The following is a 12,492-nucleotide window of genomic DNA, read 5'->3' on the forward strand; positions in this document are numbered from 1 at the left end:
CGCGACCAAATTAAAAGCAAAAGGCCAGATCTTTCGATCTGGCCTTTTGCTTTTAATTTGGCTGCCCCGGATGGATTCGAACCACCGAATGCCTGAGTCAGAGTCAGGTGCCTTACCGCTTGGCGACGGGGCAAAACGTGCAACTATTTTCTCACTTTTCACACTGAAAAACAACTTGATTTTCAGTGTGGTGGCTATGGGTGGACTCGAACCACCGACCCCAGCATTATGAGTGCTGTGCTCTAACCGGCTGAGCTACATAGCCTTGGTGAGCCCGCTATTCTGCGGATGTGTATCGGCCCTGTCAACACTTTTGTGCCGTGCTTGTGGGCCGACAGAGGGCATGGGATAGTCCCGACCAGTAGATTTTCTTAGGAGTCCGCATCGTGATCGATCCGGACGGCTATCGACCGAACGTCGGCATCGTGCTGATGCGGCAGGACGGCCAGGTGTTCTGGGCACGACGCGTGCGCCGGGACGGCTGGCAGTTCCCGCAGGGTGGCATGAACACCGACGAGACGCCTGTCGAGGCCATGTATCGTGAACTGCAGGAAGAGACCGGCCTGCTGCCTGAGCACGTGGAAGTGCTCGGGGCGACGCCCGGCTGGCTGCGCTACAAGCTTCCGGCGCGGGCCATCCGCCGCAATGAACGGCAGGTCTGCATCGGGCAGAAGCAGGTCTGGTTCCTGCTGCGCCTGACCGGCGATGAATCGCATGTGCAGCTGGACCATACCGACTCGCCCGAGTTCGACCACTGGCGGTGGGTGGACTTCTGGTACCCGGTGGAGCACGTGGTGATGTTCAAGCGTGGCGTCTATGCGCGCGCGCTGCGACACCTGGCGCCGTTGGCGCGTGGGGTGGCCGGGCAGGGCGTCAGCGCCATGCCCAAGAGTGCCGCCGAGGCCTGGATGCCGGGCCACGCGGCCGGCCATGACAGGCCCCGGAAGCGCACGCCCAAGCGCGGCGGCTACTGGCCGCGCAAGGCCAAGGGGGAGTCCGGGGCGGTTTGAATGGGAGGCCACGCAGGCTGCGGGCCGATCCGTCACAACGCGTCCCCGCCGGCTGTTTCCAGCAGGACCGGGCTGTCCGGCGGGCCGGCCAATCCGACTGTGAACGGTATCGAGAATGGTTCAGGTCTCTGATTGACAACCATTCTCGTTTCCATTGGAATAGGCAACAGGCCGCTTCTGGCCTGCCAGCCCGGTTCCCGCCTGTGTACGTCTGCATCTGCAACGGAGTCACCGACCACCAGATCCGCGAAGCCGCCCACCATGGTGTCAGCACGGTGGCCGAACTGACCATGCGTACCGGTTGCGGTGCCACCTGCGGTTCCTGCCTGGACATGGCCGGCGACCTGCTGGCCAAGGCACGCGCGACGCACGATCTGCCGCTGCCGGTATTGGGCCTGGCCCAGGTTGCCTGATCGTTTCCTCGCGGCCTGTTGACGCCGCGCTTTCGCGTCCTTCACCTGCAACCGCGCAGGCCAATGCGCACGATTCGCGTTCCTTCACCACCGCACGCAAGGCGTTACAGTGCCTGCGTTTTCAGCGTGCAGGAGCATCCCCATGAAGGGCGACACCAAGGTCATCGAATTCCTCAACAAGGTCCTCTACAACGAGCTGACCGCGATCAACCAGTACTTCCTGCACGCCAAGATGCTGAAGAACTGGGGCATCAAGGAACTGGCCGAACACGAGTACAAGGAATCGATCGACGAGATGAAGCATGCCGACATGCTCGCCGACCGCATCCTGTTCCTCGAAGGCCTGCCGAACTTCCAGGCGCTCGGGAAGCTGCGCATCGGCGAGAACCCGACTGAAATTCTGCAGTGCGACCTGTCGCTGGAACGCGATGGCGTGGTCACCCTGCGCGAGGCGGTGGCCTATTCCGATTCGGTTGGCGACTATGTCAGCCGCCAGCTGTTCGTGAAGATCCTCGACTCGGAGGAAGAGCACATCGACTGGCTGGAAACCCAGCTCGACCTGATCGAGCGCATCGGCGAGCCGAAGTACCTGCTGAGCAAGCTGGAAGAGTGAATCAGCGGTCCTGGCCGGCGCGATGCTGTGCCAGGTAGCCCGTCAGTGCAACGCGCGCCCGGGCGAATTCCGCAACCAGCAGCGCCACCGCGACTGCGGGGCGCTGCAGGCTGCCACTACGGGCCTCGTGCTCGATCCGCTGCGCGATCGCCGACAGCGACAATGCCCCCACGTTCGCGCTTGATGATTTCAGGCTGTGCGCGACGGCCTGCATGCGCGGTTCATCGCTGTTCCGCGCGGCCAGCTGCAACTGCTGCACCATCGCCGGCGCATCTTCAAGAAATACCGTGACGATCTGGGTGGCAGCATCGCCGATCACCGCGTGCAGTTCATCCAGTACATCGCGGTCGAGCACCGGTTGTGCTGCTGGCGCCACCTGCTTTTCCGGATTCGGTAGAGCCGAGCCATGCTCGGCTGATGGCGTGCGACTGCAATTGGCCGTCAGCCGAGCATCACCCGGCTCTACAGAAGGCCGTGCAGGTGCTGCGGCTTTACCGCCACCCCAGCGCTGCAGCAGCGCATGCAGCGTGGCGCGTGCGATCGGCTTGGACAGGTAATCGTCCATGCCAGCCTGCAGGCAGCGCTCGCGGTCGCCGGCCATCGCATTGGCGGTCATCGCGATGATCGGCAATCGCGCATGCCCGGTTTCCGCTTCTTCGGCGCGCCAGCGGCGCGTGGCGGCGTAGCCGTCCAGCACTGGCATCTGGCAATCCATCAGCACGATGTCCAGCCCGCCTTCGCGGAGGGCGGCCAGGGCCTGTTCGCCATCGGCGACGTTGCGCACCTCGCACTGGAACACCCGCAGCAGCTGCTCGGCCACCATCCTGTTCACCGTATTGTCCTCCACCACCAGCACGCGCAGATGCAGCGGCGGCAGCGTGGCAGCCGGTTGCTCGTGTTCCGCGCTGGCCAGCAGCGCAGCGGGGCGGGCAGAGGCGACCGGTGCTGCCAGCAGTGCATGCAGGGCGGCGTCGTCGAAGTGGGAGGGCAGCTGGCGCTGGCGGGGGCGTTGCGCAATCGCATCCTCCTGCAGCCACAGTACCTGCAGTGCATCGTCGTCGCCGCGTTCCCCCAGTGCGAGCTGCAGCGTGGCCTCGCCGTTGCGGCGTGCGCGCGCATCGACCAGCAGCCAGGCGGGTGCCGGTTTTCCGGGCCGCGCGGGAGCGCGCAGGCGCTCGACCACGTTGTCCAGTTGCGCCAGCACCTCCACCTGCAGTCCATGGTGGGCAGCGATGCGCTCGATGCGTGCCTGCAGCGTTGCATCGGCACTGAACAGCAGCAGCGGTGCCGGCGCGCGCGTCATCGCCGGCAGGTCGCCAGGAACCTTCAGCAGCGGGATCTCGAACCAGAACGTAGCACCCTGGCCGGGCGTGGACTGCACACCAATACGCCCATGCATCAGGTCGATGATGCGTTTGCAGATGGCCAGGCCCAGGCCGGTGCCGCCGTAGATGCGCGTGGTGGATGCGTCGGCCTGGCTGAAAGACTGGAACAGGCGTGCCTGCAGCGCGTCGTCGATGCCGATGCCGGTATCGATGATCTCGAAGCGCAGCTGGTGCTGCGCGGCACCTTCGCCCAGGCGCAGCACGCGCAGCTGCACCTGGCCGCGGGCGGTGAACTTGATCGCATTGGCCAGCAGGTTGCTCAGCACCTGGCGCAGGCGCACCGGGTCGCCGCGCACCGGCAGGCGCACCGATGGATCCAGCTGCAGGCCCAGTGCCAGGCCCTTGGCGTCGGCGGCGCGCTGCATCAGCTGCACCACGCCATCGAGCAGATCGCGCAGGTTGAAGCTGGTGATTTCCAGCTCCAGCGCCTGTGCTTCCAGCCGGGAGTAGTCGAGGATGTCGTCGACGATGCGCAGCAGCTGCTGCGAGCTGGCCGAGGCGGTGGCCAGCATCTGCCGCTGGTCCTCGCTCAGTGGCCCGCGTGCGATCAGCTCCAGCATCGGCAGGATGCCATTGAGCGGGGTGCGGATCTCATGGCTCATCGTGGCCAGGAACTCGCCCTTGGCCAGCACGGCCGCCTCGGCGGCCTGCTTGGCCTGCAGCAGCTGTTGTTCCAGCTGGCCCTGGCGTTCAGTGGTATGGCGTAGCTGGTCCCGTTCAGCGGCCAGCGCTCCGTGCGTGCGCTGCAGCTGCGCCAGCGCACGGTCGCGCGCGCGAAGCCGCAGGCCCAGCACCATCAGCGCGATGGTGGCCGCGGCGAGGGCAACCAGCAGCACGCCCCACAGCGGCACGTCAGAGCACCGCGTTGTGGAAGTCGAAGTTCAGGTCGCTGCCGGCCGACTGCACCATGTTGCCCTGGATGTAGTCGACGCCGCCGACCCACATCGCCGCCGCAGCCTGCGGATCCTCGATCTGCTGGCCGATGATCTGCAGCCCGGCGGCATGGGCCTGATCGATCGCCTTGCGCAGCTCCTCGCGCGTGGCCGGATTGGCATGGCTGCTGGAAAAGCGCGCAGCCATGCGCACGAACGACAGCGGCAGCTGGTTCAGCAGGGCATCGGCCTCGCCGCTGGGTTCGAACTGGCTCAGGCAGAAGCGCACCCCGGCACTGGCCATGCGCTGGCAGAACTGCTGCAGCGGCACGGTGTGGATCAGTGCGTCCGGCAGGCGCACGTCGATCACCAGTGCACTGCCCGGCAGGTCGCGCTGCTGCAGTGATTCCAGCAGCCAGTCGGCGAAGGCGTCGCGCTGCAGGGTGCGCAGCGACTGCGAGACGAACAGGTTCAGTGGCTGCGTCGCGTGGCGGTACAGGTCCAGCAGCCCCAGCGCGTGATCCATCACCTGCTGGTCGAGATCGGCAATGCGGCCTGCGGCTTCCGCTGCCGGGATCACCTGCCCGGCCGCCAGCACGGTGCCGTCGGCCTGGCGAAGGCGCAGCAGCAACTGGTACTGCGCGGTGTTGCCGCCGGCAACAGCGACGATCGGCTGATAGGCCAGTTCCAGCTGTCCTTCCAGCAGCGCCAGGTGTTCCTGTTCGGTGACTGCCTGGCGGTGCACATGGCCGGCCACCCCGGCGCTGAGCAGGCGCGCCTGCAGGGTGGTGCGCTCGACGGCTTCCAACGCACTGTTGGCATCCTCGAAGCCCGGTGACAGCGGTGCATAGCCAACTACGCCGCGCAGGTGCACGGATTCGTCGTCGCGGATCACGAAGGCACGTGCCGACAGCTGCTCGCGCAGGCTGGCAGCGATGCTTTCAAGGGCGTCCTCGTCGGCGCTGCGGGCCAGCAGCAGGAAGCTGTTGTCGTTCAGGCGTGCCAGCAGGTGCGGATGGCCGGCTTCGGCCAGGCGCTGCCCGGCCTGCACCATCAGCCGTTCAAACGCGGCATAGCCATAGCGTTCGCGCAGGCCCAGCGCGCTGGCCACTTCGATGAAGAACACGCCGCCCTGATCGCGGTGGGCGAGTGCGGTGTTGAGCTGCTGCAGCACGTGGTGGCGCGTCGGCAGGCCGGTTTCCGGATTGCTGGTGGCCGGTGCGCCGGTGGCGCCGGGCAGGGTCGCGGCCTGGGCTCGTGCGCGGCGGATGCGGTTGGCCACCGCTGCGATCAGGTGGCGGGGCCGGATCGGTTTGCTCAGGTAGTCGTCCGCGCCGCTGTCGAGGACTTCGAACTGGCGCTCCGGATCCGGATCACCGCTGAGGAACACGATCGGAAGCAGCTGCAGGCCGGGCTGCTGGCGGATCAGCGCGGTCAGGCGCATGCCGTCCAGGCCGGGCAGGTGAAGATCCATCAGGATCAGGTCGGGGCGGTGCTCCTTGATGGCCTGCAGCGCGGCATCGGCATCGTTGTGGACGATCGCCTGCATGCCGGCGCCGTGCAGCACGCTCTGCGCGAACAGGGCCTGCGCCCGATCGTCTTCAACGATCAGCACGCGGTAGGGCGAGTCCGATGGCGACGGGGCCAGATCGTTGTTGCCGGCGTCGGCCAGTGCGATCGGGCCGGGCAGCGGCGGCGGTGCGCTGTTGGCCGGCGTGGACGCATCGGCCGCGACAGGGGATGGGGTCGCCGCCATCGGTGGGTCCACGGCCGGAGGTGCCGTCTCGGGGGCCCAGCGCTGCCAATGGTCGGCCGGAGGGGTTTCAGCGCGTCCCGGGCGGGCGCCCGCGGGGGATTCGTTTGCGGCCATCGGTGCTCCTGGTGTTCGCGTCCATTATGCGACAAGCCCGGCGCTCAGCCGGTACCGGTGTGCCCTGGCGGTGCTGCCGATGCACCGCGCGCCAGCCAGCGCACGCCCTTCCACAGGGCGCGCCAGACCAGCCACACCAGCAGCGCACCGGCCAGGCTGCAGGCCAGTACCACGATCAGCGCGATCCACGGGTGTGCCAGGGCGAGGGCCAGGCCACCGATCACGACGGTGTCTTCGGCCGCAGAGGCGACCCAGTTGCTGGCCGGTTCCGGCGAGGTGTTGAGCAGGGCGCGGGTACCGGCCTTCAGGCCATGGCTGGCCAGGGCGACGCCGGCGCCGGCGGCGAGCGCACCGGTGCCCAGCTGGCCATCCGGCGACAGCGTGGCCGCCGCAAGGAATGCGCCGGCCGGTACGCGCGCGAGCGTCTGCACCAGGTCCCACACCGAATCCACGCCAGGGATCTTGTCGGCGAAGAATTCGGCCACCGCCAGCGCCGCCGAGGTGCCCAGCACCCACCAGGATTCGGTGGCCTGCAGGGCGGGGGGGAGGTCGACCCAGCCAAGCAGCCCGGCCAGGCCGACACCGAACACGGTGAGGTAGACGCGGATACCGGCCAGCCAGGCCAGCAGGATGCCGATCACGAACAGGTGGGCTTCGGTCATGGCGGTGCTCCGGCGACGGAACTGTGCAGGGGGCCACACTATCGACGATGGCGTGCCTGAACGCCACCGACCGTGGCCGGCCACTGCGCAGGAAACCCACCCGTCCTGTCATACACTAGCCCGTCGTTTGCCACAGGGGCCGTACCGGTGTCGCCCTTGCGATACCCCGGAAACCACCCATGACCAACCGTCCTCCCATGCGCGTGCAGGTCCGCCTGCCCGGCGCGCCGCAACCGCCTGCCGACCGTCGCCGCCTGCTGGTGATCGGCGGCATCTGGCTGCTCAGCCTGGTGCTGGCGGTGCTTGGCGGCTGCTGGATGGCCACCCCGCGCGATGCCCAGGGCCAGCGCCTGCAGGCCGCCGAAAAGCGTGCCGAGGCGCTGCAGGCACAGCTGACCGAGCTGCGCCAGAAGCAGGCCACGCTGGAAGCCTCTGACCGCATCAGCCGTGCCGCCAATACCGAGGTGCAGTCCTCGCTGGCAGAGCGCGATGAGGAAATCGCCGGGCTGCGCGCCGATGTTGCCTTCTATGAGCGGCTGGTCGGCTCGACCAGCCAGCGCAAGGGCCTGAACACCCATTCGATCGAGTTCAGCCCGGAAGCGGCCGGCACCTGGCAGTACACCGCCGTGCTGACCCAGAACCTCAACCGCGGGGCCATCAGCCAGGGGCAGATGCGCTTCACCGTGGAAGGCGTGAAGAACGGCAAGCTGGCCACGATCAGCTGGGATGATCTGCACCAGCGCAGCAAGGTGCCGGGACAGGACTACTCGTTCCGGTACTTCCAGCAGCTCACCGGCAGCGTGATGCTGCCGGCTGACTTCACCCCGCAACGCGTGCGGGTGACATTGGGGAGTGGTACGGGGGGTACCACCCAGGTATTCGACTGGAAACAGGCCGGTGCGCCGGCCAGCAAAGGGGAGTAGGCAGATGTTCGGAAGCAGCAAATCCAACCGTGAAGGCCAGCTGGTGGTGGATGCCCTGATCGGCAACCAGGTGGTGATCCGCGGGGATGTGGAATTCAGTGGTGGCCTGTATGTGGAAGGCCGCATCCACGGCAAGGTGATCGCCGCCGAAGGCGCCAGTGGTGCGACCCTGACGGTTGCCGAGCACGGCGTGATCGAAGGTGAGATCCGGGCCCAGGTGGTGGTCATCAGCGGCCGCCTGGACGGCGATGTACACGCCACCGAGAAGGTCGAGTTGACCCCGAGCGCACGGGTCAATGGCAACGTCCATTACCAGGTGGTGGAGATGAACGCGGGCGCGCAGCTGAACGGCCGCCTGATCCATGCCAGCGCCCCGATGGCAGCCTTGCCGGCGCCGGAAGGCGAAGACGCCCATGATGGCAAGGGCGATACCGCCGCGCGTCGCAAGCTGGCCGAGGCGATGGCTTGAAAGCCGTCGTCGGCACCCCCATGCTGGCAGCATGAGCACGCTAGTCTCCCTGCCCGGCGCCACCCCGGTTGCCGCGCCCGATTACCAATCGCTGGAGCGCCCGCTGAACTTCACCGAGTCGGCGGCCGCCAAGGTCAAATCCCTGATCCAGGAAGAGGGCAACCCCGACTTGGCCCTGCGTGTGTACATCGAGGGAGGCGGCTGTTCGGGCTTCCAGTACGGGTTCGAGTTCGACGAGAACCGTGCCGAGGATGACCTGGCGGTACAGACCAGCGGGGTGACCCTGCTGGTCGATCCGCTGAGCCTGCAGTACCTGATGGGCGCGGAGGTGGATTACACCGAGAGCCTGACCGGTGCCCAGTTCGTGATCCGCAACCCCAACGCAAAGACCACCTGCGGCTGCGGCAGCAGTTTCAGCATGTAACCAGGGCGCGGGACCTGTGTCCCGCGCGACAAGGTGTGTGGAGCAAGCTCCGGACCCACAGGCGGTTTCCGCAAAGCCTGCGGCTTGCCACCTGCATCGATTGGCGGCACGCTTGGCGGATGCCCAATACTCCTTCGCCGCTTTCCGGTTTCGCCTTCGTTGGCGAACCGTTGGAGCGCGCCGATGCCCTGCGCGAAGATGCTGATGCACTGGCGCGCCTGTGGCCGGGCGCGCGCATCCTCGTCCTCGATCACGATGGCAGCGCCTTCACCGGCGATGACGACCAGCCGCTGGCGCTGACCGGCGCCGACGTCGGCGGTGGCCCGGGCGCCGCAGTTTTCCTGGGGCTGCGCGGTGATCAGGCATGGTTCTCGGTTGAAGCCAGCAATGTCACCGTGAGCGCGCCACGCCGACTCGATCTGCGCCAGGCTGCGTTGTTGTGGCCGATGGCCGATGCCACCGCTTTCAGCTATGCCCGTGGCATGTCCTACTGGCACTCGCGCACCCGCTTCTGCGGCGTATGCGGCGGCGCGGTGGCGTTTGCCCGTGGCGGCTTCGTCGGCCGTTGTGCGCAGTGTTCCACCGAACACTATCCGCGCGTCGATCCGGCGGTGATCGTCGCCGTGGAAAACCAGGGCCGGCTGCTGCTTGGCCGGCAGTCGAACTGGGCCCCGCGCCGTTACTCGGTGCTGGCCGGCTTCGTCGAACCCGGCGAGACCTTCGAGCAGACCGTGGTGCGCGAAGTCCATGAGGAGAGCAAGGTGCGGGTGACCGCCTGCCAGTACCTCGGTTCGCAGCCGTGGCCGTTCCCCGGCGCGCTGATGGTCGGCTTCCGTGCACAGGCGCATGACGACCTGCCGACCGTGGATGGCGAGCTGGAAGACGCGCGCTGGTTCAGTGCCGACGAGGTCGGCGCCGCGTTGGCGCGCGATGTGGAGGACGACGGCCAGGGCATCCGCCTGTCGCCACCGATCTCGATTTCGCGGGGCCTGATCGAACACTGGTACCGCCAGCAGCGAGGCTGAGTCGGCGTTTCGGCCGGGCCGGTCGTGGCAGCTGTATTGCCGCCACCTGAACACGGCCCGGGTTACAGTCCGGTTCACCCGCGAGGGCACCGCTGCGACAGGTAAGGTAGCGGCGCCGAGCGTTCTGTTTCGTAGGGAGACCTGCCATGTTCACCACTCTGGCCGCCGTGCTGGTGGCGCTGGCCCTGGGCCACGTTGCCCCGGCCGCTGCCGCCTCGATGCGCCGTTTCGACGGCTTCCGGCGCTGGCTGGGCTGGCTGGACGCGCGTGGTGGCAAGGCCTGGCAGGGACCGGCTGGAGTGGCGCTGGCGCTGCTGCCGCCGTTGCTGCTGATGGGGCTGCTGGCGTGGCTGCTGCGCGGAGTGCTGTTCGGCCTGCCGTCGCTGCTGCTGGGTGTGGCCGTGCTGGCCTGGTGCTGGGGGCCGCGTGACCTGGATCGGGATATCGAAGCGATCATTGATGCGGACGACGCCGCGACGCGGCAGGCAGCCGTGCGCAACCTGCAGGCCGCCGGTGGCAGCCTGCGCGAAGACGTGCCGTCGCTGGTCGAGGCGACCGTGCTCAATGCGCTGCGTCGCTGGTTCGCGGTGCTGTTCTGGTTCCTGCTGCTGGGCCCGGCCGGTGCGCTGGGCTACCGCTTGCTGGCGTTGATGGCGGAAAGCCCGATGCGTGCACGCGTGCCGGTGGAGCCGCTGGCGCTGGCGCAGCGCCTGCTGGGCTGGATCGAGTGGCCGGTAGCGCAGCTGATGGCGTTCTCGATGGCGCTGGTCGGCAACTTCGATACGGCGTGGAAGGCCTGGCGCCAGGCCCATGGCGAACGCCTGGCCGGCTCCATCGGGTTCCTGGGCGCGGTGGCGCGGGCCAGCGTCAACGCCGAGCTGCGCGAGGACGCGCACGATTACACCGAGGCGGGGCTGTTGCCGGTGTGGCAGCGGCTGCCGGACCTGCGTGATGCGATGAGCCTGGTGTGGCGGATGCTGCTGCTGTGGCTGGCGATCCTCGCGTTGCTGGTGATTGCAGGCTGGGTGACGTAGTTGTTGTGCAGGGCTTGCAGCCCTGCACCTGCAGAGGCCAACGCCAAAGCCAAAGCGGCTCTGGGTTGCTGAGGGTTGGGCGGGGCGGTGTGGGGCTGCAGGACACGCCGTAAACCCCCAAACCGGCCCAGCCGCTGGCGGCTGTGCGTTCGGGCGCTTGCGAAGCAGTGCTTCGCAAGCAAAGCGCCCTCACCCCTGGGGGCTCGATGGCGCCATCCATGGCGCCAACGGTCCTGCGGCCCCACACCGCCCCACCCCCGACAGTTTCCGGCGGCTGTTGGTAGGTGTCGACCTTGGTCGACACGGTAGATCCACGCCATGCGTGGATGCAGAGCGAAGCGATCCGCTTCCGCTTTTGATCTTCTCTTTCTTTTCCGTGGTGGACGCACACGGAAACTGTCCGTGGCCGGGCGGGTGGGCTGCGCAGGGGCGTGAGCCGCATGGATGCGGCGACCGAGCTTACATGGACGTACTTGCAGCGCCCCCTGCGCAGTCCACCCGCCCGGCCAATCCCATGACCGACAAACGCCGCCCACCACGAGGGGCTGCGCCGTTGGCTGGAAACTAGACCGGTGCCAGCGCCGTGAACGGTGCCCACGGCAGGTTACGCAGCAGCGCATACCCGGGCAGTACCCAGAGCCAGAACGTGGGATTGGCCAGCACCCGCATCAGCGGGTCCAGCAGGCGCGGACGGATGCCGGCGACGTTCAGCAGCATCAGCAGCAGGAAGGGCAGGCTGATGACCAGCAGCGGGTTCATCGCCATCGCGCCGGGCAGGTCGAAATGGACCAGCGAATACAGGCAGCGGGTGCTGCCACAGCCCGGGCAGTACAGGCCGGTCAGCGCGTACAGCGGGCAGCTCGGCAAGGGATTGCCGGCGACATACGGATTGACGTTGCGCAGCACCAGCGCGGCACCGGCGGCCAGGCCGGTGGCGGCCAGCAGCGGTGCCCAGCGGGCCAGTCGGGATCGGGTGGGCAGTGCGGACATGCAGCAACGGATCCGGCGCAGGCGCCGGATCCGTCCACGCGGATCAGTAGCCGCTGTTGCTCATCGCACCCATGCCGCCGAGAGCGACGATCAGGATGCCGTACAGCACGCCGACCACGACGGCGGCAATGGCCGACCAGATGGCCCACTTCTTGGCCTTGGCCGAGGATTCCTGGGCACCGGCGATGTCGCCAGCGGCCAGCTTGCCGTTGACCTGGGCGGCGTAGACGATCGACACGATGCCGGCCGGCAGGCAGCAGAACAGGGTGCTCAGGATGGCCCAGACCAGATTGTTCGGGACCTGCGGAGTGGCGGTATTCATGGGTTCAAGCTCCTTGATGGGTGGTGGTGGTGAATCATTGGTCGGAAAGAGCGCCCAGTACGGCCAAGCCGCCGAACAGCCCGAACCACAACAGCAACAGGACCGGCAGGGCCACGGCCGAAGCCACCGCCCACCAGCCCGCCTTGCGCGACGCGCTGTAGGCCCCCGGCAGGTCGCCGGCTGCGCGGCGGCCATCGACCTGGGAGGCATAGACGATCGACACCACGCCCAACGGCAGGCAGCAGAACAGCGTCGTCAGGATCGCCCAGACCAGATGGTTGGGGATGTAGACCGGACGGCTGAGCGGTGGCGGTTGATTCAAAGCAAGACTCCATTCCTTGGTGGCCGGCCTTGGTGCATTGGCCGAACCTCCCCCCTGTGGGTGCGTAATCTACCTCAACCTGCGCTGCATGTATGCGTTTACAGTCAGATGGTGGCGTGCATGGCCCTTGACTGGGTGCTATTGGACCGGCCTCTGTC

The 12,492-nt window shown here is 67.4% G+C and carries 14 protein-coding genes and 2 tRNA genes; 8 read left to right on the plus strand and 8 right to left on the minus strand.

Features of this window, described 5'->3' with window-relative positions; translation table 11 throughout:
* Positions 1-58: 58 nt before the first annotated feature.
* Both ACM0PB_RS04440 and ACM0PB_RS04445 read right to left on the minus strand, forming a co-directional pair.
* Positions 59-133, minus strand: a tRNA-Gln gene (locus ACM0PB_RS04440).
* A gap of 55 nt (positions 134-188) precedes the next feature.
* A tRNA-Met gene (locus ACM0PB_RS04445) sits at positions 189-265 on the minus strand.
* 121 nt (positions 266-386) lie between these two features.
* On the opposite strand from ACM0PB_RS04445, the gene ACM0PB_RS04450 reads away from it, so the two are divergent.
* The 3 genes from ACM0PB_RS04450 to bfr all read left to right on the plus strand — a co-directional run bounded on the left by ACM0PB_RS04450 (position 387) and on the right by bfr (position 2,036).
* Positions 387-1,010, plus strand: a complete 624-nt coding sequence (locus tag ACM0PB_RS04450) for an RNA pyrophosphohydrolase (RefSeq protein WP_005419809.1) — start codon at positions 387-389, stop codon at positions 1,008-1,010.
* Between the two features lie 203 nt (positions 1,011-1,213).
* Entirely contained in the window at positions 1,214-1,423 is a 210-nt protein-coding gene (locus tag ACM0PB_RS04455; RefSeq protein WP_065178881.1) for a (2Fe-2S)-binding protein, read from the plus strand.
* A gap of 142 nt (positions 1,424-1,565) precedes the next feature.
* Positions 1,566-2,036, plus strand: a complete 471-nt coding sequence (gene bfr / locus ACM0PB_RS04460; RefSeq protein ID WP_005419804.1) for a bacterioferritin — start codon at positions 1,566-1,568, stop codon at positions 2,034-2,036.
* A gap of 1 nt (position 2,037) precedes the next feature.
* On the opposite strand, the gene ACM0PB_RS04465 is transcribed toward bfr, so the two are convergent.
* The 3 genes from ACM0PB_RS04465 to ACM0PB_RS04475 are packed head-to-tail and all read right to left on the minus strand — an operon-like array spanning position 2,038 to position 6,825.
* Positions 2,038-4,272, minus strand: coding sequence for an ATP-binding protein (locus tag ACM0PB_RS04465; RefSeq protein ID WP_414604909.1), 2,235 nt, complete (start codon positions 4,270-4,272; stop codon positions 2,038-2,040).
* Position 4,273: 1 nt separating this feature from the next.
* Complete coding sequence (locus tag ACM0PB_RS04470; RefSeq protein WP_032954585.1) at positions 4,274-6,163, minus strand: EAL domain-containing protein; 1,890 nt, start codon at positions 6,161-6,163, stop codon at positions 4,274-4,276.
* A 44-nt stretch (positions 6,164-6,207) separates the two neighbouring features.
* Positions 6,208-6,825, minus strand: a complete 618-nt coding sequence (locus ACM0PB_RS04475; RefSeq protein ID WP_005419792.1) for a DUF4126 domain-containing protein — start codon at positions 6,823-6,825, stop codon at positions 6,208-6,210.
* A 179-nt stretch (positions 6,826-7,004) separates the two neighbouring features.
* Between ACM0PB_RS04475 and ACM0PB_RS04480 the strand changes: the two genes are divergently transcribed.
* The 5 genes from ACM0PB_RS04480 (at position 7,005) to ampE (ending at position 10,700) form a co-directional block, all read left to right on the plus strand.
* Entirely contained in the window at positions 7,005-7,748 is a 744-nt protein-coding gene (locus ACM0PB_RS04480; protein WP_005419791.1) for a DUF6776 family protein, read from the plus strand.
* A 4-nt stretch (positions 7,749-7,752) separates the two neighbouring features.
* Positions 7,753-8,217, plus strand: a complete 465-nt coding sequence (locus ACM0PB_RS04485; RefSeq protein ID WP_053497672.1) for a bactofilin family protein — start codon at positions 7,753-7,755, stop codon at positions 8,215-8,217.
* 31 nt (positions 8,218-8,248) lie between these two features.
* On the plus strand, positions 8,249-8,641 hold the full coding sequence (gene erpA, locus ACM0PB_RS04490; RefSeq protein ID WP_005419789.1) for an iron-sulfur cluster insertion protein ErpA: 393 nt from the start codon (positions 8,249-8,251) through the stop codon (positions 8,639-8,641).
* 119 nt (positions 8,642-8,760) lie between these two features.
* Positions 8,761-9,666, plus strand: coding sequence for an NAD(+) diphosphatase (gene nudC / locus ACM0PB_RS04495; RefSeq protein ID WP_065178883.1), 906 nt, complete (start codon positions 8,761-8,763; stop codon positions 9,664-9,666).
* 146 nt (positions 9,667-9,812) lie between these two features.
* A complete protein-coding gene (gene ampE / locus ACM0PB_RS04500) occupies positions 9,813-10,700 on the plus strand; it encodes a regulatory signaling modulator protein AmpE (protein WP_005419787.1) in 888 nt (295 codons plus the stop codon).
* A 564-nt stretch (positions 10,701-11,264) separates the two neighbouring features.
* Here ampE and ACM0PB_RS04505 read toward each other — a convergent pair.
* Genes ACM0PB_RS04505 through ACM0PB_RS04515 form a run of 3 tightly spaced genes read right to left on the minus strand, consistent with a single transcriptional unit; the run spans position 11,265 to position 12,334 of the window.
* A complete protein-coding gene (locus ACM0PB_RS04505; RefSeq protein ID WP_005419786.1) occupies positions 11,265-11,690 on the minus strand; it encodes a DUF2752 domain-containing protein in 426 nt (141 codons plus the stop codon).
* Positions 11,691-11,733: 43 nt separating this feature from the next.
* Positions 11,734-12,012 carry a CD225/dispanin family protein gene (locus ACM0PB_RS04510; RefSeq protein ID WP_005419785.1) on the minus strand — a complete coding sequence of 93 codons (279 nt, stop codon included), beginning with the start codon at positions 12,010-12,012 and terminating at the stop codon, positions 11,734-11,736.
* Between the two features lie 34 nt (positions 12,013-12,046).
* Positions 12,047-12,334 carry a CD225/dispanin family protein gene (locus tag ACM0PB_RS04515; RefSeq protein ID WP_005419784.1) on the minus strand — a complete coding sequence of 96 codons (288 nt, stop codon included), beginning with the start codon at positions 12,332-12,334 and terminating at the stop codon, positions 12,047-12,049.
* Between the last annotated feature and the right edge of the window lie 158 nt (positions 12,335-12,492).

This window comes from Stenotrophomonas sp. AR029, assembly GCF_047520695.2.
In the GTDB taxonomy this organism is placed as follows: Bacteria; Pseudomonadota; Gammaproteobacteria; order Xanthomonadales; family Xanthomonadaceae; genus Stenotrophomonas; species Stenotrophomonas sepilia.

What these genes read in the sequence shown, in the direction of transcription:
- bfr (WP_005419804.1), top strand. Translation starts at nt 1,566, where the DNA reads ATGAAGGGCGACACCAAGGTCATCGAATTCCTCAACAAGGTCCTCTAC.
- ACM0PB_RS04470 (WP_032954585.1), bottom strand. Translation starts at nt 6,163, where the DNA reads ATGGCCGCAAACGAATCCCCCGCGGGCGCCCGCCCGGGACGCGCTGAA.
- ACM0PB_RS04475 (WP_005419792.1), bottom strand. Translation starts at nt 6,825, where the DNA reads ATGACCGAAGCCCACCTGTTCGTGATCGGCATCCTGCTGGCCTGGCTG.
- ACM0PB_RS04480 (WP_005419791.1), top strand. Translation starts at nt 7,005, where the DNA reads ATGACCAACCGTCCTCCCATGCGCGTGCAGGTCCGCCTGCCCGGCGCG.
- ACM0PB_RS04485 (WP_053497672.1), top strand. Translation starts at nt 7,753, where the DNA reads ATGTTCGGAAGCAGCAAATCCAACCGTGAAGGCCAGCTGGTGGTGGAT.
- erpA (WP_005419789.1), top strand. Translation starts at nt 8,249, where the DNA reads ATGAGCACGCTAGTCTCCCTGCCCGGCGCCACCCCGGTTGCCGCGCCC.
- nudC (WP_065178883.1), top strand. Translation starts at nt 8,761, where the DNA reads ATGCCCAATACTCCTTCGCCGCTTTCCGGTTTCGCCTTCGTTGGCGAA.
- ampE (WP_005419787.1), top strand. Translation starts at nt 9,813, where the DNA reads ATGTTCACCACTCTGGCCGCCGTGCTGGTGGCGCTGGCCCTGGGCCAC.
- ACM0PB_RS04505 (WP_005419786.1), bottom strand. Translation starts at nt 11,690, where the DNA reads ATGTCCGCACTGCCCACCCGATCCCGACTGGCCCGCTGGGCACCGCTG.
- ACM0PB_RS04510 (WP_005419785.1), bottom strand. Translation starts at nt 12,012, where the DNA reads ATGAATACCGCCACTCCGCAGGTCCCGAACAATCTGGTCTGGGCCATC.